Source organism: Brevundimonas sp. LF-1, from assembly GCF_037055305.1.
Lineage (GTDB): Bacteria > Pseudomonadota > Alphaproteobacteria > Caulobacterales > Caulobacteraceae > Brevundimonas > Brevundimonas sanguinis.
In genome coordinates, this window is sequence record NZ_CP146349.1 from 2,519,694 (window position 1) to 2,542,294 (window position 22,601).

The 22,601-nt window shown below is 65.7% G+C and carries 19 protein-coding genes, 1 tRNA gene and 5 pseudogenes; 4 read left to right on the top strand and 21 right to left on the bottom strand.

Annotated elements, in window-relative coordinates; all coding sequences use genetic code 11:
- Positions 1–22: 22 nt before the first annotated feature.
- The gene (locus V8F63_RS13900) at positions 23–376 is read left to right on the top strand and encodes an isomerase (protein ID WP_392353718.1); all 354 of its coding nucleotides are present in this window, start codon (positions 23–25) and stop codon (positions 374–376) included.
- Positions 377–516: 140 nt separating this feature from the next.
- Here V8F63_RS13900 and V8F63_RS13905 read toward each other — a convergent pair whose 3' ends face one another.
- From V8F63_RS13905 to V8F63_RS14000, 20 genes and pseudogenes are all read right to left on the bottom strand, one after another.
- A complete protein-coding gene (locus tag V8F63_RS13905) occupies positions 517–855 on the bottom strand; it encodes a DUF3088 family protein (RefSeq protein WP_025977378.1) in 339 nt (112 codons plus the stop codon).
- Positions 855–2,531: a ribonuclease J gene (locus V8F63_RS13910; protein WP_134581097.1), complete on the bottom strand. Its 1,677-nt coding sequence runs from the start codon at positions 2,529–2,531 to the stop codon at positions 855–857. Before V8F63_RS13910 ends, V8F63_RS13905 begins: the two co-directional genes overlap by 1 nt.
- 6 nt (positions 2,532–2,537) lie before the next feature.
- Entirely contained in the window at positions 2,538–3,332 is a 795-nt protein-coding gene (locus V8F63_RS13915) for a type III pantothenate kinase (protein WP_035302244.1), read from the bottom strand.
- Positions 3,329–4,075 (bottom strand): biotin--[acetyl-CoA-carboxylase] ligase, encoded by a 747-nt coding sequence (locus V8F63_RS13920; RefSeq protein WP_392353719.1) that lies wholly within the window; start codon positions 4,073–4,075, stop codon positions 3,329–3,331. The genes V8F63_RS13915 and V8F63_RS13920 overlap by 4 nt, the downstream gene beginning before the upstream one ends.
- Before the next feature lie 6 nt (positions 4,076–4,081).
- Positions 4,082–5,523: pseudogene (gene nuoN / locus V8F63_RS13925) on the bottom strand (NADH-quinone oxidoreductase subunit NuoN).
- Positions 5,524–5,530: 7 nt separating this feature from the next.
- A complete protein-coding gene (locus V8F63_RS13930; protein WP_121483228.1) occupies positions 5,531–7,018 on the bottom strand; it encodes an NADH-quinone oxidoreductase subunit M in 1,488 nt (495 codons plus the stop codon).
- 5 nt (positions 7,019–7,023) lie between these two features.
- Positions 7,024–9,098, bottom strand: a pseudogene (nuoL, locus tag V8F63_RS13935) (NADH-quinone oxidoreductase subunit L).
- 14 nt (positions 9,099–9,112) lie between these two features.
- Positions 9,113–9,421 (bottom strand): NADH-quinone oxidoreductase subunit NuoK, encoded by a 309-nt coding sequence (gene nuoK, locus V8F63_RS13940; RefSeq protein ID WP_003164596.1) that lies wholly within the window; start codon positions 9,419–9,421, stop codon positions 9,113–9,115.
- A complete protein-coding gene (locus tag V8F63_RS13945; protein WP_392353722.1) occupies positions 9,421–10,047 on the bottom strand; it encodes an NADH-quinone oxidoreductase subunit J in 627 nt (208 codons plus the stop codon). The genes nuoK and V8F63_RS13945 overlap by 1 nt, the downstream gene beginning before the upstream one ends.
- Before the next feature lie 113 nt (positions 10,048–10,160).
- Entirely contained in the window at positions 10,161–10,652 is a 492-nt protein-coding gene (gene nuoI, locus V8F63_RS13950; RefSeq protein ID WP_003170180.1) for an NADH-quinone oxidoreductase subunit NuoI, read from the bottom strand.
- Complete coding sequence (locus V8F63_RS13955) at positions 10,652–10,864, bottom strand: hypothetical protein (protein WP_025977386.1); 213 nt, start codon at positions 10,862–10,864, stop codon at positions 10,652–10,654. The genes nuoI and V8F63_RS13955 overlap by 1 nt, the downstream gene beginning before the upstream one ends.
- Positions 10,864–11,939, bottom strand: a pseudogene (gene nuoH, locus V8F63_RS13960) (NADH-quinone oxidoreductase subunit NuoH). The gene V8F63_RS13955 and the pseudogene nuoH overlap by 1 nt, the downstream one beginning before the upstream one ends.
- Positions 11,940–12,000: 61 nt before the next feature.
- On the bottom strand, positions 12,001–13,986 hold the full coding sequence (gene nuoG, locus V8F63_RS13965) for an NADH-quinone oxidoreductase subunit NuoG (protein ID WP_392353723.1): 1,986 nt from the start codon (positions 13,984–13,986) through the stop codon (positions 12,001–12,003).
- 5 nt (positions 13,987–13,991) lie between these two features.
- Positions 13,992–15,305 carry an NADH-quinone oxidoreductase subunit NuoF gene (gene nuoF, locus V8F63_RS13970; RefSeq protein WP_025977389.1) on the bottom strand — a complete coding sequence of 438 codons (1,314 nt, stop codon included), beginning with the start codon at positions 15,303–15,305 and terminating at the stop codon, positions 13,992–13,994.
- A 6-nt stretch (positions 15,306–15,311) separates the two neighbouring features.
- A complete protein-coding gene (locus V8F63_RS13975; RefSeq protein ID WP_025977390.1) occupies positions 15,312–15,581 on the bottom strand; it encodes a hypothetical protein in 270 nt (89 codons plus the stop codon).
- Positions 15,581–16,255: an NADH-quinone oxidoreductase subunit NuoE gene (gene nuoE / locus V8F63_RS13980; protein WP_392353725.1), complete on the bottom strand. Its 675-nt coding sequence runs from the start codon at positions 16,253–16,255 to the stop codon at positions 15,581–15,583. The genes V8F63_RS13975 and nuoE overlap by 1 nt, the downstream gene beginning before the upstream one ends.
- A pseudogene (locus tag V8F63_RS13985) lies at positions 16,252–17,428 on the bottom strand (NADH-quinone oxidoreductase subunit D). The gene nuoE and the pseudogene V8F63_RS13985 overlap by 4 nt, the downstream one beginning before the upstream one ends.
- A gap of 92 nt (positions 17,429–17,520) precedes the next feature.
- The gene (locus V8F63_RS13990) at positions 17,521–18,147 is read right to left on the bottom strand and encodes an NADH-quinone oxidoreductase subunit C (protein WP_025977393.1); all 627 of its coding nucleotides are present in this window, start codon (positions 18,145–18,147) and stop codon (positions 17,521–17,523) included.
- Complete coding sequence (locus V8F63_RS13995) at positions 18,144–18,743, bottom strand: NADH-quinone oxidoreductase subunit B family protein (RefSeq protein WP_119412176.1); 600 nt, start codon at positions 18,741–18,743, stop codon at positions 18,144–18,146. Before V8F63_RS13995 ends, V8F63_RS13990 begins: the two co-directional genes overlap by 4 nt.
- A complete protein-coding gene (locus tag V8F63_RS14000) occupies positions 18,713–19,090 on the bottom strand; it encodes an NADH-quinone oxidoreductase subunit A (protein WP_003164585.1) in 378 nt (125 codons plus the stop codon). Before V8F63_RS14000 ends, V8F63_RS13995 begins: the two co-directional genes overlap by 31 nt.
- A gap of 208 nt (positions 19,091–19,298) precedes the next feature.
- On the opposite strand from V8F63_RS14000, the gene V8F63_RS14005 reads away from it, so the two are divergent.
- From V8F63_RS14005 to V8F63_RS14015, 3 genes are all read left to right on the top strand, one after another.
- Positions 19,299–19,631: an AbgT family transporter gene (locus V8F63_RS14005; protein ID WP_392353727.1), complete on the top strand. Its 333-nt coding sequence runs from the start codon at positions 19,299–19,301 to the stop codon at positions 19,629–19,631.
- Complete coding sequence (locus V8F63_RS14010) at positions 19,514–20,914, top strand: AbgT family transporter (RefSeq protein ID WP_392353728.1); 1,401 nt, start codon at positions 19,514–19,516, stop codon at positions 20,912–20,914. Before V8F63_RS14005 ends, V8F63_RS14010 begins: the two co-directional genes overlap by 118 nt.
- Positions 20,915–21,008: 94 nt before the next feature.
- A tRNA-Asp gene (locus V8F63_RS14015) sits at positions 21,009–21,085 on the top strand.
- A 112-nt stretch (positions 21,086–21,197) separates the two neighbouring features.
- Here the strand turns inward: V8F63_RS14015 and V8F63_RS14020 are convergent.
- Positions 21,198–22,446, bottom strand: a pseudogene (locus V8F63_RS14020) (glycosyltransferase).
- Between the last annotated feature and the right edge of the window lie 155 nt (positions 22,447–22,601).

Consider the following 22,601-nt stretch of genomic DNA (forward strand, 5'->3'; position numbering starts at 1 on the left):
CCACGCAACTAGGACGCCCTGAATGCCACAGATTACGCTGGAACACTCCACCCATTTCGACGCGACCGACTGGCGCGCCCTGGCGCTGGAGATCCATCGCCTCTGTGTCGAGGTGGTCGGCGCCACCCTGCCCGCCTGCAAGACGCGCATCGTGCGCTGCGAAAACCTGATCATCGCCGACGGCGCGCCGGAACAGGCCATGGTCCACTGCGACCTGCGCATCCTCAGCGGCCGAACCCAGGAGCAGAAGACCGCCCTGGGCGAAGCGGTGCAAGCCGCCCTGCTGGCCGGCGTCGCGCCCTATGACGGCCCGCGCCAGATCTCGGTCGAGATCGGCAATCTGGACCGCGACAACTACCGCAAGGTCACGCTTTAACACACAAACCTCTCCTCCCCATGCAATGGGGAGGGGGACCACGAAGTGGTGGAGGGGCCAAGGTCAGCGAAACCAGGCGGCCCCTCCGTCTCGGCGGCTGCGCCGCCGATCCCTCCCCATTTCATGGGGAGGAGAAGGCATCAGGGATGCGGCCGCCCGATGCCGTAACGCGCGGCCCAATACGGCAGGATGTCGTCGTCCTGCAGGAAGCGCGCGCCCGTTTCCTCGCTGACCTGAGCATCAGGCCAATCGAACTCGCCGTCCAGCACCAGAAGCGGGCAGCTCTGGTTCGCCTCCCCGACCTCGGCGATCACGGCCGGGCGCGGGCGCGGGTGATCCAGATAGGTCACGGTCAGGTGCTCGCGCAGGCGCGGATACAGGCCCAACACGCCTTCGATCCGCGCGCCGGGCGGACAGAACCACGGCCCGCCCTGATCGTCGAACCAATCCGGGTTCAGTAGATACAGCCGATCCGCCATCAGAGCCTCAGCACCACGGTTTCGACGATCGGACGACGGTCCCAGATCTGCTGACTGGCCTTCTTCAGGGTGCGGCTGACGGCCTGTTCGATGACCATTTCGTCTTGCAGCGCCTCGCCCTTCAGACCGCGCACCGTGTTCTCGACGCGCTCGGCCATGTCGTCCAGCACGTCGCCCAGCGGACGGTCCGCATCGCCCGGCAGGCCGATGCCGCGCACGTCAATGTCGCTGGCGATGCGGCCGCGCTTATCCAGGGCGAAGCTGACGATCAGGATGCCGTTGTTGGCCGCGTGCCTGCGCTCGCGCAGGGCCTCGCCGCCCTCCTCGACCAGCATGCCGCCGTCGACGAACAGGCGGCCCGAGGGCACCTCGTCGATGATGGCGGCCGGTCCGGGGGCCAGGCGCACCATGTCGCCGTTGCGCGGCGTCACAGTCTCGGGCACCTGCATGTCCTTGGCCAGATTGCCGTGCTCAATCAGGTGGCGGCGCATGCCGTGGGTCGGCACGGCGATCTGCGGCCGGGCCCACTGATACATCTGGCGCAGTTCGTCGCGGCACGGGTGGCCCGAGACGTGGATGCCCGGGTGATCCTTTTCGGTGTAGATGCGCACTCCGCGCTCGGCCATCTTGTCCTGCAGCCGACCGATGGCCAGTTCGTTGCCGGGAATGACGCGCGACGAGAAGATGCAGTGATCCCCCTGCCCCAGCTTGATGAAGGGATGCGTCCCTTCGGCCACGCGCGACAAAGCCGCACGCGCCTCGCCCTGGCTGCCGGTGCACAGATACAGAATCTCGTCGGCCGGCCAGACTCTGGCTTCCTGTTCGGACAGGAAGGGCTTGAGGTCGCTCAACATCCCGACCGACTTGGCGGCGGCGGTGATGCGGTGCATCGAGCGACCGGCCAGGGCTACGCGGCGCCCGGCGGCCTCTGCCGCGCGGATCACGCTGTCCATGCGCGCGACGTTGGAGGCGAAGCAGCCCACCGCCACCCGGCCCTTCAAGCCCTGGATCAGCTCGGCCAGCTTGACCTTCACGTCGCCCTCGGAGCCTGCGACTCCGTCGACGAAGACGTTGGTGGAGTCGCACACCATGGCCAGGACGCCCTCGTCGCCCAGCTTCTGGATGAAGTCGACGTCGGTGCGCTCGCCCACGACCGGATCGTTGTCGATCTTCCAGTCGCCGGTGTGCAGCACCGTGCCCAGCGGGGTCTTGATGGCCAGGCCGTTCGGCTCGGCGATCGAGTGGGTGATGGTGACATAGGTCACCTCGAACGGCCCCAGGTTCACCGTCGAACCCAGCGGGGCCTCGATCAGTTCGACATCTTCATAGATGCCCGCGTCGCGCAGCTTCTCGCGGATCAGGAAGGCGGTGAAGGGCGTGGCGTACAGCGGCGCCTGGATGCGCGGCCACAGCCAGCCCAAGGCCCCGATGTGATCCTCGTGCGCGTGCGTCAGCACGATGCCGAGGATATTCTCGCCTTCCAGGAAGGTCGGATCGGGCACGATCACGTCTACGCCCGGCGTGGACTGGTCGCCAAAGGTCACGCCCACGTCGACGATGATCCATTTGCGATCATGCGCCGGGCCGAAGCCATAGGCGTTCAGGTTCATTCCGACCTCGTTCGAGCCGCCCAGCGGCAGGAAGACGAGTTCGTCGTTTTGATTTTTCTTAGTCATACGGCCTTACAGATGGGAGTTCCGCCGCCAGATTTCGAGTAGGCCGCGGATGGTCAGGTCCGGATCGAACCGGTCGATAGAGTCAGTTGCGCCCTCGAACAGTGAGGCGACGCCGCCGGTGCCGATGACCGTCATGGGCTTGCCCCACTCGGCCTTGATGCGGTCCACCAGCCCTTCGATCAGGGCGATATAGCCCCAGAAGACGCCCGATTGCATGGAGGTGACTGTGTCGCGCCCGATGACGGTCTCGGGACGTTGAATGGCGATGCGCGGCAGCTTGGCCGCAGCCTCATGCAGGGCCTGCAGCGACAGATTGATGCCCGGCGCGATCAACCCGCCCTCAAAGGCGCCCCCGCCCTTGCCGTTGGCGCCGGAGACGACGTCGAACGTGGTCGCCGTGCCGCTGTCGATCAGCAGCAGGTCGCCCTCATAGGCCTGTAGCGCGCCGATGGCGTTGACCAGGCGGTCGGCCCCGGCCTCGCTGGGCTTATGGATGCGCACCTCGATGCCCAGTTCGACGTTTTCGCCGATCACCAGGGGTTCGACGCTGAGATAGCGACGCGCCAGGTTGCGCAGGTTGAAGATCGACTGCGGCACCACGCTGGAGATGATGCAGCCATCCATGTCGGCCATCGTCAGGCCCTGACCGCGCATCTCGAACAGCTGATGCAGCCAGACGGCGTATTCATCGGCCGTGCGCATGGGATCGGTGGCGGTGCGCCACTGGAAGATCCACTCCTGACCGTCATGGACGGCGAACAGGGTGTTGGTGTTGCCTTGCTCGATCGCCAGCAGCATCAGGCGGCCTCTCCGAAGAAGACGTCGCCCGCAGAGATCACTCGCAGGCTTCCGTCCGGCAATTTCAGACGCAGAGCGCCGTCGGCCTCGACGCCGTCGGCGATCCCGCTCAGGGTTTCGTGGCTCAGTCGCGCCGTGCACGGCCCGAACAGGCCCGGCGTCCGCGCGACCCAGGCGTCCAGTACCGGCTGAAAGCCCAACCGCGTCCAGCGTTCCAGCCAGGCGTCAAAGGTTTCGGCCAGCGCCCTGGCCCCCTCCTCCATAGACGGCCCGGCCGCCACGTCGTGACGCAGGTGCTCGGCGATGCAGGTTGTAGGCCGCTCGGTCCCTTCGGGCGCATGGGACAGGTTCACGCCGATGCCTACGGCCAGCCACAGGCCGCCGGAAGGCGCAGGACCGGATTCGATCAGGATGCCGGACGACTTACGCCCGTCCAGAAGCACGTCATTGGGCCATTTGATGCTGACCAGCGCGGGCGGAACATAAAGATCGAGCAGATCGGCCACGGCCAGCGCGGCGGCGAAGGTCAGTTGCGCCGCCTCGGCCGGCGAACGGTTCAGCGTCAGCAACAGGGTCGTGGCCAGGTTGCCGTCCCGGCTGTCCCAGGCACGGCCGCGACGGCCCCGCCCCGCGGTCTGACGCCGGGCCGCGATCCACAGCGGCCCGGCCTCGCCCACCTCGGCGCGACGACGCGCCTCGGCGTTGGTGGAGTCGGTTTCTTCGAGGATCAGGACCGGAGCCGCCAAGGCCCCTTATCCGATCCCGACGCCTGCGGCCGCCGCGCGCGTCAGCGGCTCCAGCCAGGTCAGGGCGACCAGCAGCACCGGGAAGCTGAAGGCCGCAGCCGCCCAGCCGATCCACTCCGCGCTGACCGGCGCCTTGTCCGTCGTCACGTCGAACTCGGGCGTGTCGAACCAAATGACCTTGATGATGCGCAGGTAGTAGAAGCCCGCCACGACCGAGGCCACCAGGCCTGCGGCGCCCGCCATCCAGTAACCGGCGTCGGCGGCTGCGCCGAAGACGTAGAACTTGCCCCAGAACCCCGACATCGGCGGGATGCCGATGGCCGACAGCGACAGGATCGTCAGGGCGACGGCCGTGAGCGGGCGGTCCTTTTCAGGCCCGCCAGATCCGCGATCTTGCGGATCGGACGGCCGTTACGGCTCAGCGACAGAAGGATGGCGAAGAAGCCGATCTGGTCCACGACGTACAGGGTGATGAACATCAGGGTCGCCTGAACGCCGACCTGCGTGCCCGCCGCCACGCCCAGCAGGGCGTAGCCGATGTTGATGATCGAGGAATAGGCCAGCAGGCGCTGGATGTCCTTCTGCATCAAGCCGCCGAAGGCGCCGACCGCGAAGCTGATCAGCGAGATCAGGATCAGCACCTGCGCCCACTGGGCATGCGCCAGGCCGAAGCCTTCGATCAGGACGCGGATGATCAGCACCATCGCCGCCACCTTGGGCGCGGTCGAGAACAGGGCCACGACCGGGGTCGGGGCGCCTTCATAGACGTCCGGCGTCCACATGTGGAACGGCGCGGCCGAAACCTTGAACGCCAGACCGCAGATCAGGAAGACCAGACCGAAGATCAGGCCCGGACCGGGGTTGGCGCTGGCGAAGGCGGCGATGTCCTCGAACCGCATCGAACCGGCGAAACCGTAGATCAGGCTGGCGCCGTACAGCAGCAGGCCCGACGACAGGGCGCCCAGGACGAAATACTTCAGACCGGCTTCCGAGGCCTTCAGGTCGTCGCGGCGATAGGCGGCCAGAACATAGAGGGCCAGCGAGTGCATCTCGATGCCGATGTAGAGCGAGATCAGGTCGCCCGACGAGGCCATCATGCCCATGCCGACCGAGGCCAGCACGATCAGGATCGGATATTCGAACTTGGCGATGTTGTTGCGGTGCATCCAGCTGTCGCCCAGCACCACGGCCACGGCGGCGGACAGGAAGATGAGCGCCTTGCCGTAAACGGCCAGCGGGTCGGCCACATAGGCCCCGTTAAAGGCCGAACCCAGCGGGCCGACGACGGCCAACGCCGTCGCCGCCAGCAGCAGCAGAACCGACAGGCCCGAAACCAGGCGCGTCGACTTCTCGCCGGAGAAGGCGCCGACCATGAGCAGCACCAGACCGCCGACCGCAAGGGTCAGTTCCGGGGCCGAGAGATGAAGGGCGGAAGACAGATCAGTCATTATGCTCTCACCCGCCGATGGCTGCGCGATAGGCGGTCGTCAGGGCCTCAACGCTTGGCCCGGTGTAGTCGAGGACGGCGTTGGGATAGAGGCCCAGCCAGATGGTGCCGACGATCAACGGCACGAAGATCAACAGCTCGCGCTTGTCGATGTCCGTGATGGTCTGCAGCGCCGGATTGGTGATCTCGCCGTACATGACGTTGCGGAACAGCGTCAGCGCGTAGACCGCCGAGAAGATCACGCCCGAGGCGGCGATCAGGGCGGTCCACGTCGAGGCCTGATAGGCGCCCGTCATCGTCAGCACTTCGCCGATGAAGCCCGAGGTGCCCGGCAGGCCGACGTTGGCCATGGTGAACATCAGGAAGATGGCCGCATACCAGGGCATCCGCGCCGTCAGGCCGCCGTAGAAGGCGATCTCACGCGTGTGCATCCGGTCATAGACCACGCCGACGCACAGGAAGAGCGCGCCCGAGATCAGGCCGTGGCTCAGCATCTGGAAGACGGCGCCCTGCACCCCGGTGTCGTTGCCGGCGAAGATGCCCATGGTCACGAAGCCCATGTGGGCGACCGACGAATAGGCGATCAGCTTCTTGATGTCCGTCTGACGGAAGGCGACCAGCGACGTGTAGACGATGGCGATCACCGACAGTGCGAACACCAGCGGCGTGAACATCTGCGACGCCAACGGGAACATCGGGATGTTGAACAGGATGAAGCCGTAGCCGCCCAGCTTCAGCAGGATGCCGGCCAGGATGACCGAACCGGCCGTCGGCGCCTGAACGTGGGCGTCGGGCAGCCAGGTGTGCACCGGCCACATCGGCATCTTCACCGCGAAGGAGGCGAAGAAGGCCAGCCACAGGATCGGCTGCACCGAGGCGTCGAAGGCGTACTGCTTCAGCTCCGGGATGCTGGTGGTGCCGGTCGTGTGGGCCATCCACAGCATGGCCAGCAGCATCAGGACCGAACCGGCCAAGGTGTAGAGGAAGAACTTGTACGCCGCGTAGATCCGGTTGGCGCCGCCCCAGATGCCGATGATCAGATACATCGGGACCAGGGTGCCTTCGAAGAAGATGTAGAAGAGGAACAGGTCCAGCGAGGTGAACACCCCGATAACCAGCGTTTCCAGGATCAGGAAGGCGATCATGTATTCGACGACGCGCGTCTGGATCGACTTCCAGCTGGCCACGATACAGATCGGCAGCAGGAAGGCCGTCAGCAGGACGAACAGGATCGAGATCCCGTCCACGCCCAGATGATAGCCGGCGCCGGCGAACCAGGCGTAGTTCTCGACGAACTGATAGGCCGGGTTCGACGGATCGAACTGGGCGACCAGCAGGACAGACACGGCCAGCACCACCATGGTGGTGACCAGGGCGATCCAGCGGGCGGCCGGGGCCGCGGCGTCCTGACCGCCCTTGTTCAGCAGGCGCGCGACCAGGATCGCGGCCGCGCCGAGAAGCGGCAGGAAGGTGACGATGCTCAGAATGTGAGGCACGAGGCTCAGGCTCCCCACGTGAAGATGGCGAAGGCAAGGAACGCAGCCACGCCGATCAGCATCACGAATGCATAGAAGTAGACGAAACCGGACTGGAACCGGGACAACCAGCCGCCCGACTTCAGCGAAGCCCAGGCCGCGCCGTTCGGGCCGAGGCCGTCGATGATCTTCACGTCGCCGATCTTCCAGAAGAAGTCGCCGAGCGCCTTGGCGCCCTTCACGAAGACGGCGTCATACAGCTCATCGAAGAACCACTTGTTGTAGAGGAAGGTCCACAGCGGGCCCTTGCGCTCGGCCATTTCCTTGGCCGCGCCTTCCTTCACGACATACAGCCAGTAAGCGATGGCCGTGCCCAGCAGAGTCACGATCAGCGGCGCCCACTTCACCCAGGTCGGGACATTGTGGCTCTCGTGCAGGACGTGGTTGTCGCCACCGACGAAGATGGCGCCGCGCCAGAACTCGGCCTCATGATGGCCGATGAAGTGCGGGGCGAAGATCATGCCCGCGAACACCGCGCCGATCGACAGCAGCAGCAGCGGCAGCACCATGACCCACGGGCTCTCGTGCGGCTTCAGCGGACCATGGTGATGATCGTCGTGCGCGTGATAGTCGCCGTCCAGAGGTTCGGAATGGGTTTCGATCTGGGCGTGCGAGGCGTGGTCGCCCGCGTGAGCGTGCGCGCCCTCCTCTTCCTTCCAAACGGGCTTGTTGTGGAAGGTCATGAACACCAGACGCCACGAATAATAGGCCGTCAGAAGGGCGGCAGAGATGCCGATGACGAAGGCGAACATGCCTGCAGCCGAGTGGCCGGTCGTCGCCGCCGCATATGCGCTCTCGAGGATGGAGTCCTTGGAATAGAAGCCCGCGAAGCCGCCGACGCCGGGCATGCCCAGACCGGTGATGGCGATGGTGCCGATCATCATGGTCGCATAGGTGACGGGCAGCAGCTTCCACAGGCCGCCCATCTTTCGCATGTCCTGCTCGTGGTGCATGCCGTGGATCACCGAACCGGCGCCCAGGAACAGCAAGGCCTTGAAGAAGGCGTGCGTGAACAGGTGGAACATGGCGGGCTGGTAAGCGCCGACGCCCGCAGCGAAGAACATGTAGCCCAGCTGCGAACAGGTCGAATAGGCGATCACCCGCTTGATGTCGTTCTGCATCATGCCGACGGTCGCGGCGAAGATTGCCGTGATCCCGCCGATGATGGCGATGAACTGCGACGCGACCGGCGCGTGCTCATACAGCGGCGACAGCAGGCAGACCATGAAGACGCCGGCGGTGACCATGGTGGCCGCGTGGATCAGGGCCGACACCGGCGTCGGGCCTTCCATCGCGTCCGGCAGCCAGGTGTGCAGGAAGAACTGCGCCGACTTGCCCATGGCGCCGACGAACAGCAGCAGACCGGCCAGGTCCAGCGCCGACCAGGTGTAGCCCAGGAACTCCCACCCCGCGCCGACCTTGCCTTCGATCAGCGGGAACAGCTTGGCGAACTCGATCGTGCCGAACATCCAGAACACGGTCATCATGCCGAGCAGGAAGCCGAAGTCGCCGACGCGGTTGACGACGAAGGCCTTGATGGCGGCGGACGAAGCCGAGGCCTTCTTGTACCAGAAGCCGATCAGCAGATAGGACGCCAGGCCCACGCCTTCCCAGCCGAAGAACATCTGCAGGAAGTCGGCGGCCGTCACCAGCGCCAGCATCATGAAGGTGAACAGCGACAGATAGGCGAAGAAGCGAGGACGGCTGTCGTCCTCCTTCATGTAGCCCCAGGAATAGAGGTGAACCAGCGAGGACACCGAGGTCACCACGATCAGCATGACCGCCGACATGGCGTCGACGCGGATCGACCAGTTCGACTGGAAGTCGCCCACGTGGATGAAGGGCGCAATCTTGACGGTGAAGGCTTCCAGCCCGCCCCAGGTCCACTGTCCGAACACGATCCACGAGACCGCGCACGAGAAGAACAGCAGGCCCGTGGTCACGGCCTGAGACGGAATGTCGCCGATCCGGCGACCGAAGAAGCCGGCGATCATGGCCCCCAGCAGGGGGCGAAGACGCCGAGAGTGACGAGAGTCTGAATAGTCACGGTTCCGATCAGCCCTTCATCACGGAGGCGTCGTCGACCGCGATGTCGCCGCGGTTACGGAAGAAGGTCACGAGAATGGCCAGGCCGACGGCGGCTTCGGCCGCGGCGACGGTCAGGACGAACATGGCCATCAACTGCCCCGACACGTCGTTCAGGTGGGTCGAGAAGGCCACGAAGTTGATGTTCACCGCGAGCAGGATCATCTCGACCGACATCAGGATGATGATGACGTTCTTGCGGTTCACGAAGATGCCGAAGACGCCGATGGTGAACAGCATGGCGGCGACCGCCAGATAGTGCTGGAGCGAGATATCCATCACAGAAGCTCCTCGGGGGTGACGCCCTGGCCCGTGGTCACGGACTTGACCTCGACGGCCTTGGCGCGTTCGCGGTTGGCCTGGGCCGCCAGATCCTGGCGATGCACGCCCGGACGGTGACGCAGGGTCAGGACGATGGCGCCGATCATGGCGATCAGCAGGACCACGCCCGCCGCCTGGAAGAAGTAGACGTAGTCCGTGTAAAGCACGCGGCCGATCGTCTCGATGTTGGTCGCGTCAGGCCCGGCCGGAACCGGCGAGGCGGCGTCGCGGGCGGCTCCGCCCTGAACGACGGTGATCGACACCATGATCATCTCGGCCAGCAGCACGCCCGCCACGATGCCCGCCAGCGGCAGGTAGCGCGCGTATCCTTCGCGCAGCTTCACGAAGTCGACGTCCAGCATCATGACGACGAACAGGAACAGCACCGCCACGGCGCCGACGTAGACGACGACCAGCAGCATCGCCAGGAACTCGGCGCTCAGCAGCACGAACAGTCCGGCCGCCGAGAAGAAGGTCAGGATCAGCCAGAGAACGGAGTGCACGGGATTGCGCGCAGTCACCACCAGAAGGGCGGAAACCACGGCGACCGTCGCCAGAAGATAGAAGGCCAGGCCTTGCAACATGTGCGGGACGACGCCCCTCTTCAAAACCAATGGCCCGAGGGGAAACCCCGGACCCTTCCAAAATCGGCCCCAGCCCGAAGGCCAGGGTCAGCGTGGCGGAATCGCCGCTCCGTTTAGCGATACGGAGCGTCGAGTTCCAGATTCTTCGCGATCAGACGCTCCCAGCGGTCGCCGTTGTCCAGCAGGCGCGCCTTGTCATAGAGCAGTTCTTCACGCGTCTCGGTGGCGAACTCGCTGTTCGGTCCCTCGACGATGGCGTCCACCGGGCAGGCCTCCTGGCACAGGCCGCAGTAGATGCATTTGACCATGTCGATGTCGTAGCGCGTCGTGCGACGGCTGCCGTCGGCGCGCGGCTCAGCCTCGATGGTGATGGCCTGTGCGGGGCAGATGGCCTCGCACAGCTTGCAGGCGATGCAGCGCTCTTCGCCGTTCGGATAGCGGCGCAGCGCATGTTCGCCGCGGAAGCGCGGCGACTGCGGGTTGCGCTCGAACGGATAGTTCACCGTGGCCTTGGGCTTGGCCATGTACTTCAGCGACAGGCCGACAGCGCCGAACACGTCGGTCAGCATCGCGCCCTTGGCCGCCTGAACAATACGGGTCAGCATTACGATTTCACTCCGGCGCACTCGCGTTCATAGCGGGCGCTTTCCTTGTCGAGAGTCTGGCACAGGCGCTGGCGTTCCGCCTCGCGCCGTTCAACTTCCTGCACCTTGCGCTCCCACTGATAGACCGAGACGGGCTCGGCCTCATAGGGCGCGCAGGCGCCGGCCGTCGCGGCGACGGCCAGGCCGATCAGAAGGGGCACGCGGATGCTCATCAGCCGCCCACCACGAACACGCGCCACGCCGCCACGAAAACCACTGCCACCAGCGAGGCGGGCAGGAAGATCTTCCAGCCCAGACGCATCAGTTGGTCATAGCGGTAACGCGGCACGAAGGCCTTCACCAGGGCGATCATGAAGAACCAGAAGACCACCTTCACGGCGAAGACCGCCAGGTAAAACAGGTTGGCGACGAAGGCCGGGACGCTGTTCAGGAAGTCGGTCGGGAAGCCCGGATTCCACCCGCCGCAGAACAGCAGGGTGATCATGGCGCACATGAAGACGATGTTGGCGTATTCGCCGATCATGAACAGCAGATAGGGGGTCGAGGAATATTCGACCTGATAACCGGCCACCAGTTCGGATTCCGCTTCCGGAAGGTCGAAGGGCGGGCGGTTGGTCTCGGCCAGGGCCGAGATGAAGAAGACGATGGTCATCGGCAGCATGACGATGATGGTCGGCAGGGTCTCGAGGCCGCCGCCGAAGGCGTTCCAGTTCCAGATCCAACCCTGTTGCTGGGTCACGATCTCGGTCAGGTTCATCGTCCCGGCCAGCAGGATGACGTTGATGATGATGAGGCCCATCGAGACCTCATAGGACACCATCTGCGCCGCCGAACGCAGCGAGCCCAGGAACGGATACTTCGAGTTCGAAGCCCAGCCGCCCATGATGATGCCGTAAACGCCCAGCGAGCTGATCGCGAGGATGTAGAGGATGCCGACGTTCAGGTCAGACACCACCCAACCCGGCGCGAACGGGATCACCGCCCAGGCGATGAAGGCCAGCACGAAGCTGATCAGGGGGCCAGGATGAAGACCACCTTGTCCGACCCGGCCGGGATGACGATCTCCTTCAGCACAAACTTGAAGAAGTCGGCGAAGGACTGCAGCAGGCCGAATGGGCCGACCACGTTCGGACCCTTGCGCAGCTGAACGGCCGCCCAGATCTTGCGGTCGGCCAGCAACAGGAAGGCCAGGGAGATCAGGATGCCGACCACGACCAGCAGGATCCCGCCCAGAGTGGCGAGGGTCCAGCCGACGGGAGTGGCCCAGAAGGAAGTCGCAGCGTCCATGTCTTACTCCGCCGCCAGGGCGACCGGCGCCGTCCGCTCAGCGGACAGTTGGGCCATCGTTTCACTGGCGCGCGCGATCGGGTTGGTCAGGTAGGGATCGGCGATGACGGAGACGAAGGCGACGTCGCCCAGGTCCCCTTGGCGCCAGCTTGGCGACGTCGAACGTCGCAGCGGGGGCCAGATAGTCGATGCGGCCGAAGGTCGGATGGTCGCCCATCAGCTTGGCGCGCAGTTGCTCAAGGGTGTCGAACGGCAGCTTGGCGCCCACACGCTCGGACAGGGCGCGGATGATGGCCCAGTCGTCCTTGGCCTCGCCCTTCGGGAAGACCACGCGCTCGGCCATCTGCACCCGGCCTTCGGTATTGACGTACAGGCCCGACTTCTCGGTGTAGGCCGCGCCCGGCAGGATCACGTCCGCGCCATGCGCGCCGCGATCGCCGTGCGAACCCAGATAGACGCGGAAAGCGCCCGATGCGTCCGCGTTCACCTCATCGGCGCCCAGCAGGAACAGCACGTCCAGCGCGCCCGGCTTCAGCATGCCGGCCACGTCCAGACCGCCCTCGCCCGGCAGGAAGCCCATGTCCAGACCGGCGACGCGCGCGGCGGCGGCGTGCAGGACGTTGAAGCCGTTCCAGCCGTCCTTGACCACGCCGACCTTCTTGGCCAGCGCGCCCAGGGCGTTCAGCACGGCCGGGCCGGTCTCGCCGATCAGGGCGCCCGCGCCGACGATGATAGCGGGACGTTCCGCCTGGGTCAGGAAGTCGGTCGCGGCCTTGGGCAGCTTGGCCAGGGTCTTCGAACCGGCGCCCAGCCAGGCGTAATCATAGGTCAGGTCGGCTTGCGGGCCGATGACGCCGACTTCGACGCCGCCCTTCAGCCAGCTCTTGCGGATACGGGCGTTGAGCAGCGGCGCTTCCGTGCGCGGATTGGCGCCCACGATCAGGATGGCGTCAGCGTTTTCAATGCCTTGCAGGCCAGAGTTGAACAGCCAGCCCTCGCGAGCCTCGCCGCCCAGCGCCGCGCCGTCCTGACGGCAGTCGGTGTTGGCCGAGCCCAGGGCGCGGAACAGGTCCAGCGTCGCCTTCATCGACTCGGCGTCCTGCAGATCGCCGGCGATGGCGCCGATGCGGTTAGCCGGAGCGGCCTTCAGCTTGTCGGCCACGACCGACAGGGCTTCATCCCACGAAGCGGGACGCAGCTTGCCGTTCTCGCGCACCCACGGGCGATCCAGACGACGCGCCTGCAGGCCATCGACGGCGTAGCGGCTCTTGTCCGACAGCCACTCTTCGTTGATGCCCTCGTTCACGCGCGGCAGCACGCGCATGACTTCGGCGCCGCGCGAGTCGGCGCGGATGTTGGAGCCGAGCGCGTCCATCACGTCGATGGTCTCGGTCTTCTTCAGCTCCCACGGGCGGTAGTGGTACTGCCACGGACGGTGCGTCAGGGCGCCGACCGGGCACAGGTCGTTGACGTTGCCCGACAGCTCGCTGTCGATGTTCTTTTCCAGATAGGTCGTGATCTCAGCGCTTTCGCCGCGCGAGATCATGCCGATGTCCGGCACGCCAGCCACTTCGGTAATGAAGCGAACGCAACGCGTGCACTGGATGCAGCGCGTCATGAACGTCTTGACCGTCGGGCCCATGTTCTTTTCTTCGACCGCGCGCTTGTTCTCGCCGTAGCGCGAGCCGTCGCGGCCGTAGCCGACGGCCTGATCCTGCAGGTCGCACTCGCCGCCCTGGTCGCAGATCGGGCAGTCCAGCGGGTGGTTGATGAGCAGGAACTCCATCACCCCTTCGCGGGCCTTCTTGACCATCGGCGTGTCGGTGAAGATCTCCTGGCCGTCGGCGGCCGGCAGCGCGCACGAAGCCTGCGGCTTCGGCGGTCCAGGCTTCACCTCGACCAGGCACATGCGGCAGTTGCCGGCGATGGACAGGCGCTCGTGGTAGCAGAAGCGCGGGATTTCCTGCCCGGCGCGCTCGGCGACCTGCAGCACGGTCATGCCCGGTTCGAACTCGACTTCAACGCCGTTGACCTTGGCGATAGGCATTACGATTACTCCGCCGCGATCGCGTGGCCGGCGAAGTTCGCGCGGCGGCTGCGGTAGGTGTGGATGCGCTCTTCGATCTCGTGACGGAAGTGCCGGATCAGGCCCTGCACGGGCCAGGCGGCGGCGTCCCCGAGGGCGCAGATGGTGTGACCTTCGACCTGACCGGCCACGTCGAGCAGCAGGTCGATCTCGGACGGGTCGGCGTCGCCGATGGCCATACGCTCCAGCACGCGCCACATCCAGCCGGTGCCTTCACGGCACGGCGTGCACTGGCCGCAGCTCTCGTGCTTGAAGAAGTAGCTGATGCGGGCGATCGCCTTCACGATGTCGGTGGACTGGTCCATGACCGTCACGCCGGCGGTGCCCAGCGACGAGCGATGCTCGCGCATGGAATCGAAGTCCATCAGCGCGACTTCAGCCTGTTCGCGTGTGATGACCGGGCAGGACGCGCCGCCGGGAATGATGGCCTTCAGGTTTTCCCAGCCGCCGCGCACGCCGCCGCCGTGATCCTCGATCAACTGGCGCAGCGGGATCGACATGGCCTCTTCGACCACGCAGGGCGTGTTTACGTGACCCGACAGCGACATCAGCTTGGTGCCGGTGTTGTTCGGACGACCGAAGCTGGCGAACCAGTCCGCGCCGCGACGCAGGATGGTGCCGACCACGGCGATCGATTCCACGTTGTTCACGGTCGTCGGGCAGCCATAGAGGCCGGCGCCGGCCGGGAACGGCGGCTTCAGGCGGGGCTGGCCCTTCTTGCCCTCCAGCGACTCCAGCAGGGCCGTTTCTTCGCCGCAGATATAAGCGCCCGCGCCGTGGTGGATATAGACGTGGAAGTCCCAGCCGTGGACGTTGTCGTCGCCGATCAGCCTGGCCTCATAGGCCTGCTTGACGGCGGCTTCCATGCGCTCGCGCTCGAGGATGTATTCGCCGCGCAGGTAGATGTAGCAGGCGTGGGCCTTCATCGCGAAGGAGGCGATCAGGGCGCCTTCGATCAGCAGGTGCGGATCATGACGCATGATCTCGCGGTCCTTGCAGGTCGCGGGCTCGGACTCATCGGCGTTGATGACCAGGTAGTGAGGACGGTCCTTCACTTCCTTGGGCATGAAGGACCACTTCAGCCCGGTCGAGAAACCGGCGCCGCCGCGTCCGCGCAGGCCCGAGTTCTTGACGTTGTTGATGATCCAGTCGCCGCCAAGGTCCAGCATGTCCTTGGTGGCGTTCCACGCGCCGCGCGTCTTCGCACCCTCAAGGCCCCAGTCGTGGAAGCCATAGAGGTTGGTGAAGATCCGATCCTTGTCTTGGAGGATGCCGACCATGATCCCTTAAAGTCCTTCCGCCATGCGGCGTTTATGGTGGCGGGTGCGCTGGAAGACGGCGTAGATCACCAGCACCCATCCGATAGCCAACAGGCCATAGGCCGCCATCACCGCGTTGTCAGTCAGGCCGAAACGGCCGTCGCGCGCGAACAAAACCAATGCGGCCGCGACCACGATGCAAGCCAGGCCAGCCCAACGCTGACGCCAGCCCACGCGACGCAGCTCGGCCCGATAGGCCGCCCTGCCCGCATCTGTCTCGAGGTCCGGCCGCGCCATCAGGCCGGCGCCTTTTCAGCGACGGGCTCCGAGTTCGGCAGCTTCGTAATCTTCCGGGCGGCCGAGCCGTCATACAGCGCCGGGTCCGTCAGAACGCGCGGGCCGCCCACCGGCTCAGACGTGTGACGGCCGACATAGCTGCCCGCCTTCGGCGTCTTGCCCGCGGCGAAGTCGTCGATGATCTGGGCCATATTCTCAGGCGTCAGGTCTTCGTAATAGAGGTCGTTGATCTGGGCCACCGGCGCGTTCGAGCAGGCGCCGATGCATTCGACTTCCTGCCAGGTGAAGCGGCCGTCGGCGGATAGCTCGTCCTTGGGTCCGATCTTCTCGCGGCACACGCGCATCAGATCATTGGACCCGCGCAGCATGCACTGCGTCGTGCCGCAGACCTGGATCAGCGCGGTCGTGCCGACCGGCGTCAGCTGGAACATGGTGTAGAAGGTCGCGACCTCCAGCACCCGAATATAGGCCATGCCCAACAGGTCGCCGATGGCGCGCAGGGCGGGTTCAGAGACCCAGCCTTCCTGCTTCTGGACCAGCCACAGGATCGGGATCACGGCCGACTGGCGACGCGATTCCGGATACTTCTTGATCCACCACTGAGCCTTTTCCATCGTCTCCTTCGAAAACTCGAAAGAGGACGGTTGCTCCTTGGCGAGACGACGAACGCTCATCGGTCCACTTCTCCGAACACCATGTCGAGCGAGCCGAGGATGGCGGACACGTCCGCCAGCATGTGGCCGCGGTTCATCCAGTCCATCGCCTGCAGGTGACGGAAGCCGGGCCGACAGCTTGACGCGGTAGGGTTTGTTGGTGCCGTCCGACACCAGATAGACGCCGAACTCGCCCTTGGGCGCCTCGACGGCCGCATAGACCTCGCCTTCCGGGGTGCGGAAGCCCTCGGTGTAGAGCTTGAAGTGGTGGATCAGCGCTTCCATCGAACGCTTCATCTCACCGCGACGCGGCGGGGCGATCTTGTTGTCCTCGGTCAGGACAGGCTCGCCAGGGCAGTTGCGCAGCTTGTGGATGCACTGCTCCATGATGCGCACCGACTGGCGCATCTCTTCGACGCGGCACAGGTAGCGGTCCCAGCAGTCGCCGTTCTTGCCGACGGCGATGTCGAACTCCATGTCGGCGTAGCAGTCGTACGGCTGGGCCTTGCGCAGGTCCCAGGCGATGTCCGAGCCGCGCAGCATGACGCCCGAGAAGCCCCACGCGAGCGCGTTCTCCTTGGACACCACGCCGATGTCGACGTTGCGCTGCTTGAAGATGCGGTTCTCGGTGACCAGGCTTTCGATGTCGTTCAGCGCGGCCGGGAACTCGGCGCACCAGCGGCCGATGTCGTCGATCAGCTCGGGCGTCAGGTCCTGATGGACGCCGCCCGGGCGGAAGTAGTTGGCGTGCAGACGAGCGCCGCAGGCGCGCTCATAGAAGACCATCAGCTTCTCGCGCTCTTCGTGGCCCCACAGCGGCGGGGTCAGGGCGCCCACGTCCATGGCCTGCATGGTCGCGTTCAGAAGGTGGTTCAGGATGCGGCCCATCTCCGAGTACAGAACCCGGATCAGCTGGCCGCGATACGGCACGTCGATCTCCAGCAGGCGCTCGATGGCCAGACAGAAGGCGTGCTCCTGGTTCATCGGCGAGACGTAGTCCAGCCGGTCCAGGTAGGGGATGTTCTGGAGGTAGGTGCGCGCCTCCATCAGCTTCTCGGTGCCGCGATGCAGCAGGCCGATGTGCGGATCAACGCGCGTGACCAGCTCGCCGTCCAGCTCCAGCACCAGGCGCAGCACGCCGTGCGCGGCAGGGTGTTGCGGGCCGAAGTTGATGGTGAACTTGCGGTCGTCCATCGCCCGCGCGTGCGGGGTCAGGCCGTCTTCGTAATCCTCGAACGGGTCGATAGCCGCACCCAGCGGCGCGGGCATGTTCTTGACGTCGGCCATTACTGCGCTCCCGCCTTTTCATCGCCCGGCAGGACCGATGTCGGATAGTCGGCGCCTTCCCACGGAGACAGGAAGTCGAAGTTGCGGAATTCCTGCGTCAGCTTCACCGGCTCATAGACGATGCGCTTCTGCTCTTCGTCGTAGCGGACCTCGACATAGCCCGTCATGGGGAAGTCCTTGCGCAGCGGGTGCCCCTGGAAGCCGTAGTCGGTCAGGATGCGGCGCATGTCCGGGTGATCCGAGAAGATCATGCCGTACATGTCGAAGGCTTCACGCTCGAACCAGCCGGCCGACGGATAGACCGACGTCACGCTGGGGACCGGCTTGACCTCATCGGTCGACACCTTGACGCGAACCCGCGCGGCGCGGGTCAGCGACAGCAGGTGGTAGACCACCTCGAACCGCTCGGCGCGGTCAGGATAGTCGGCGCCGCAGACGTCCATGCACTGCTGGAAGCCGAACTGATCGCGCAGGGCCGTCATGATCTCGACGATGTTCTCGCGCGGGGCGATCAGGGTCAGTTCGCCATAGGCCACCACAGCCTCGACGCCGAGCGCCGCGACCATTTCCGTGCCCAGCGGGGTCAGGGCGGATTCGCGCTCCGCGACGCGCACCAGCTCGCTCATCGCTCAATGGTCCCCGTGCGGCGGATCTTCTTCTGCAGTTGCAGGATGCCGTACAGCAGGGCCTCGGCGGTCGGCGGGCAGCCCGGGACATAGACGTCCACCGGCACCACGCGGTCGCAACCGCGAACGACGCTGTAGCTGTAGTGATAGTAGCCGCCGCCATTGGCGCAGCTGCCCATCGAGATGACGTAGCGCGGGTCCGGCATCTGGTCATAGACCTTGCGCAGGGCCGGAGCCATCTTGTTGGTCAGGGTGCCGGCGACGATCATCAGGTCTGACTGGCGCGGCGAACCGCGCGGCGCGGTGCCGAAACGCTCCAGGTCGAAGCGCGGCATCGACAGGTGGATCATCTCGACGGCGCAGCAGGCCAGGCCGAACGACATCCACATCAGCGAGCCCGTGCGGGCCCAGGTGATGACGTCGTCCAGCGAGGTCGTCAGAAAGCCGCGCTCGCCCAGCTCCGTGTTGACGGACTCGAAGAACTTGTCGTGGATCTTGGGATCATAGCCCTCGACGGTCGAACGCGCCGCCGAACCGGCGGGGACCAGGGGGCTAGAGGGGGCGATCACTGCCATTCCAGTGCTCCCTTCTTCCATTCGTAGATGAAGCCGACCGTCAGGACGCCCAGGAAGACCATCATCGACCAGAAGGCGAAGACCATGCCGCCATGCGACAGGTCGAACATCGACACCGCCCACGGGAACAGGAAGGCGATTTCCAGGTCGAAAATGATGAAGAGGATCGACACCAGATAGAAGCGCACGTCGAACTTCATGCGCGCGTCGTCAAAGGCATTGAAGCCGCACTCATACGCCGAGAGCTTCTCGGTATCGGGGTTCTTGGGGGCCAGCACCCAGGCCGCCAGCATGAAGCCGGCGCCGAGCACGATGGCGATGCCCAGGAAAACGACGATCGGAAGATATTCTAGAAGAAATTCGTTCATTCGAGCTGCCTCGCCCGCCGGGAGGTAGGGGGCGGATTCGGGGCTTCTTAGACCCAACCTCGCCAGGGTTCAAACCCATGTCGGCAAAGGTTTTTTGTTGCGAACGGTTCGCAGTTCTTTGCGCGATTTGCCGCAGCCCTTTCGATTGCCTCCTATGCCGGTGATCCGCGAAATGCGCTGTCGTCTATCCTGAACCCAGAGCTTGCGCATGAACCTGGCCGCCCGTCTGCTGAACACCGTCGAGCGTATCGGCAATCGGCTGCCAGATCCTGTCTTCCTGTTCCTATGGTTGATCCTCGGTTTGGTCGTGCTGAGCCTGGTCGGGGCCGGCCTGGGCTGGTCCGCCGTCAACCCGGTGACCGGCGAAGTGCTGCAGGCGCAAAGCCTGTTGGCGCCGCCAATCTGGAGCGGCTGTTCATCGGCATGCCGCGCACCCTGGCCGACTTCCCGCCGCTGGGGATCGTCATCACCATCATCTACGGCGCCTCGGTGGCCGAGCGGACCGGCCTGTTCTCGACAGCGATCCGAGGCGCGCTGCTGAATGCGCCGCGCTTCATCCTGACGCCGATCGTGGTGATCACCGGCATGGTGTCGCACCACGCGTCGGACGCCTCCTATGTCGTGGTGATTCCTCTGGCGGCCGTCATCTTCGCCGCTGCCGGCCGCCATCCGCTGGCGGGCCTGGCCGCTGGTTTCGCCGCCGTGTCGGGCGGCTATGCGGGCAACCTCTTCCCCGGCGCCAGCGACGCCCTGATCCTGGGCATCACCGAGCCGGCGGCCCATCTGATCGACCCGTCCTACGCCGTCAGCATCGCCGGCAACTGGTTCTTCATCGTCGGGGTGGTGATCGTCTTCACTCCCATCGTCTGGTTCCTGACCGACCGCGTCATCGAGCCGCGCCTGGGCGCCTGGATCCCGCACGACGCCGCCCCGGTCGCGGCCGAGGAGAAGACGCCCCTGACCGCCGCCGAGAAGCGCGGCCTGGCCTGGGCCGGCCTGACCATACTGGCCATGATCGCCGTCTGGGCCGCGGTGACCTTCCTGCCCGGCTCCCCGTTTGTCGACGCCGACGCCGAGCCGGAGCAGCGCTTCAATCCTCTGTACCGCTCGCTGGTGGCGTTCTTCGCCCTGACCTTCTTCATGGCGGGCGCGGCCTTCGGCGCGGGGTCCGGCTCGATCAAGACCCACCACGACCTGGTGCGGATGATGCGCGAGGGGATCAGCCAACTGGCCCCCTATATCGTCCTGGCCTTCTTCGCCGCCCACTTCGTCGCCATGTTCAACTGGTCCGGCCTGGGACCGATCCTGGCGGTCAATGCAGCCGCCTCCTTGCGCGAACTGGCCCTGCCCACGCCGCTGCTGCTGATCATGGTCGTGCTGGTGTCCTGCATCTTCGACCTGTTCATCGGCTCGGCCTCGGCCAAGTGGTCGGCTCTGGCGCCCATCGTGGTGCCCATGTTCATGCTCCTGGGCATCAGCCCGGAGATGACGACCGCCGCCTATCGCATGGGTGATTCCGTCACCAACATCGCCACGCCGCTGATGAGCTACTTCCCGCTGATCCTGACCTTCGCCCAGCGGTGGGATCCGAGATTCGGCCTGGGATCGCTGATGGCGACCATGCTGCCCTACGCCGGAGCCTTCCTGGTTGCGGGCCTGATCATGGTGGCGGCCTGGGTGGCGCTGGACCTGCCGCTGGGGCCGGGCGTGGGCGTGCACTACGAACCGCCCCCGCCGGCCACGGCCTCTCAGCTTCCGGCGGACGGCGGAATCGCCGGTCCCGCCGCCCCGCCTCAGGCCGCCGCAGCCGCTCCGACAAGATGATTTGATTTATCCACAGCCAGGTCGCTTGACCTTCGGCGCAGCCCCGCCTAAACGACGCCCCTCGCCGGGGCGCACAGTCGCTTCGGACGGGAACGCGGGTGTAGCTCAGTTGGTTAGAGTGCCGGCCTGTCACGCCGGAGGTCGCGGGTTCGAGCCCCGTCACTCGCGCCACTCCTCTCAAGGCTTTGAGGGAGTGGCGCACCGCCCTTCCCTCTTCTCCTGAAAATCGAAACCGACCGCAGGCGCCGCTTTCGCACGCCCGCAGTTCAGTCGATCCCGAGCCCTAGTTGAGCGGCAGTCGCTCTCGCGGCGTGACAAAGGCGGCCTGCCCGGTCAGTTCGCCGTACAGCATGGTCAGGTCCTCGAACACGCGGTTCCAGGCGAACTGCTCCACCGCCTTGACCCGCGCCGCCGCGCCCAGCGCCTCTACGTCGCGCGCGAACAGCGCCTCAATGGCTGCGGCGTAGTCGACCGGGTCGGCCGAGGCGGCCAGTTGCCCCACGCTGTCATCGACCGTCTCGGCCACGCCGCCCGCGTTGACGCCGACCACGGCCCGGCCGCAGGCCATCGCCTCCAGCACGATCAGGCCGAACGGCTCCTTGTCATTGGCGTGCACGAAGGCGTCGCAACTGGCGATGATGCGGGCCACGGCGCGCGGGTCCTTCTCATACGGCAGGGAGATCAGCCGATCTTCCGGCGGCATCCAGCGCCCGCGCCGACCAGCACCAGATGATAGGGCGCGCCCAGACGCTGGACCGCGTCGATCAGCACGCCGACGTTCTTCTCCTTGGCCGGACGCCCGGCGAAGCACAGCAGGCGGGCGTCGACGCCCAGACCCAGCTTCTTCAGCAGCCAGTCGCGATCGCGACGATCCGGATGGAAGGTATCGACCTCCACGCCCAGCGGGCGCACGACGATGCCGCCGACGCCGGCCTCTTCCAGCCGCCGGGCAATGAAGCGGCTGGGCGAGACGACGCGATCGAACTGAGAGAACAGCTTGGCCCAGCGTTTCTCGACCGGCTTCTTGGCCCACTCGCCGAAATGCAGGGCCGCGAGACTCGCCGGGTCCGAATGACAGAAACCCACGACCGGACAGCCGACCCTCTGGCCCGCCTCCAGCGCGCCCTGCCCCGGCGTATAGGGATCGCCCGCTTCGATCAGCGCGGGATTCAGCGACGACACCCAGGCGCCCCAACGACGCACCGAACCGGGCCAACGATAACCGTCGCCGAACGGCAGCTTGGGGCCTGCAGCCGCACCACGCCGTCGGCGCTCGCCTTATAGCCGGCGCCGGGCACGACAAGGCTGTGCGCCACGTCGGGGCGGTTGTCCGCCAGCCACGCCTTCTTGGACAGCAGGTAACGCTTCACCCCGCCCGAGCGCGGCGCAAACAGCATGGTGGTGTCCACCAGCCGGGGGCGATCCTGGGCCGCGCAAGCCTTCAGCGTGCGAAGGGTCGCAGCGACCTCGTCATCCAAGCCCGGAAACAGGCGCAGTTCGCTTTCCTGGACGTTGATCGGGCTAACGCTCATGCCTGGGGCCTTTCCGCTGAACTTCTTCACGCTAACGCCAAGGCTCCGACTTTGGATGCGGGACGGTGCAAATCAGCATCCTGCAGATTTTCCGCCCTATATCCGTCCCCGGCTACGCTGCAAGGCGGAAGCGCACAAGGCCGAGCTTGCATCCC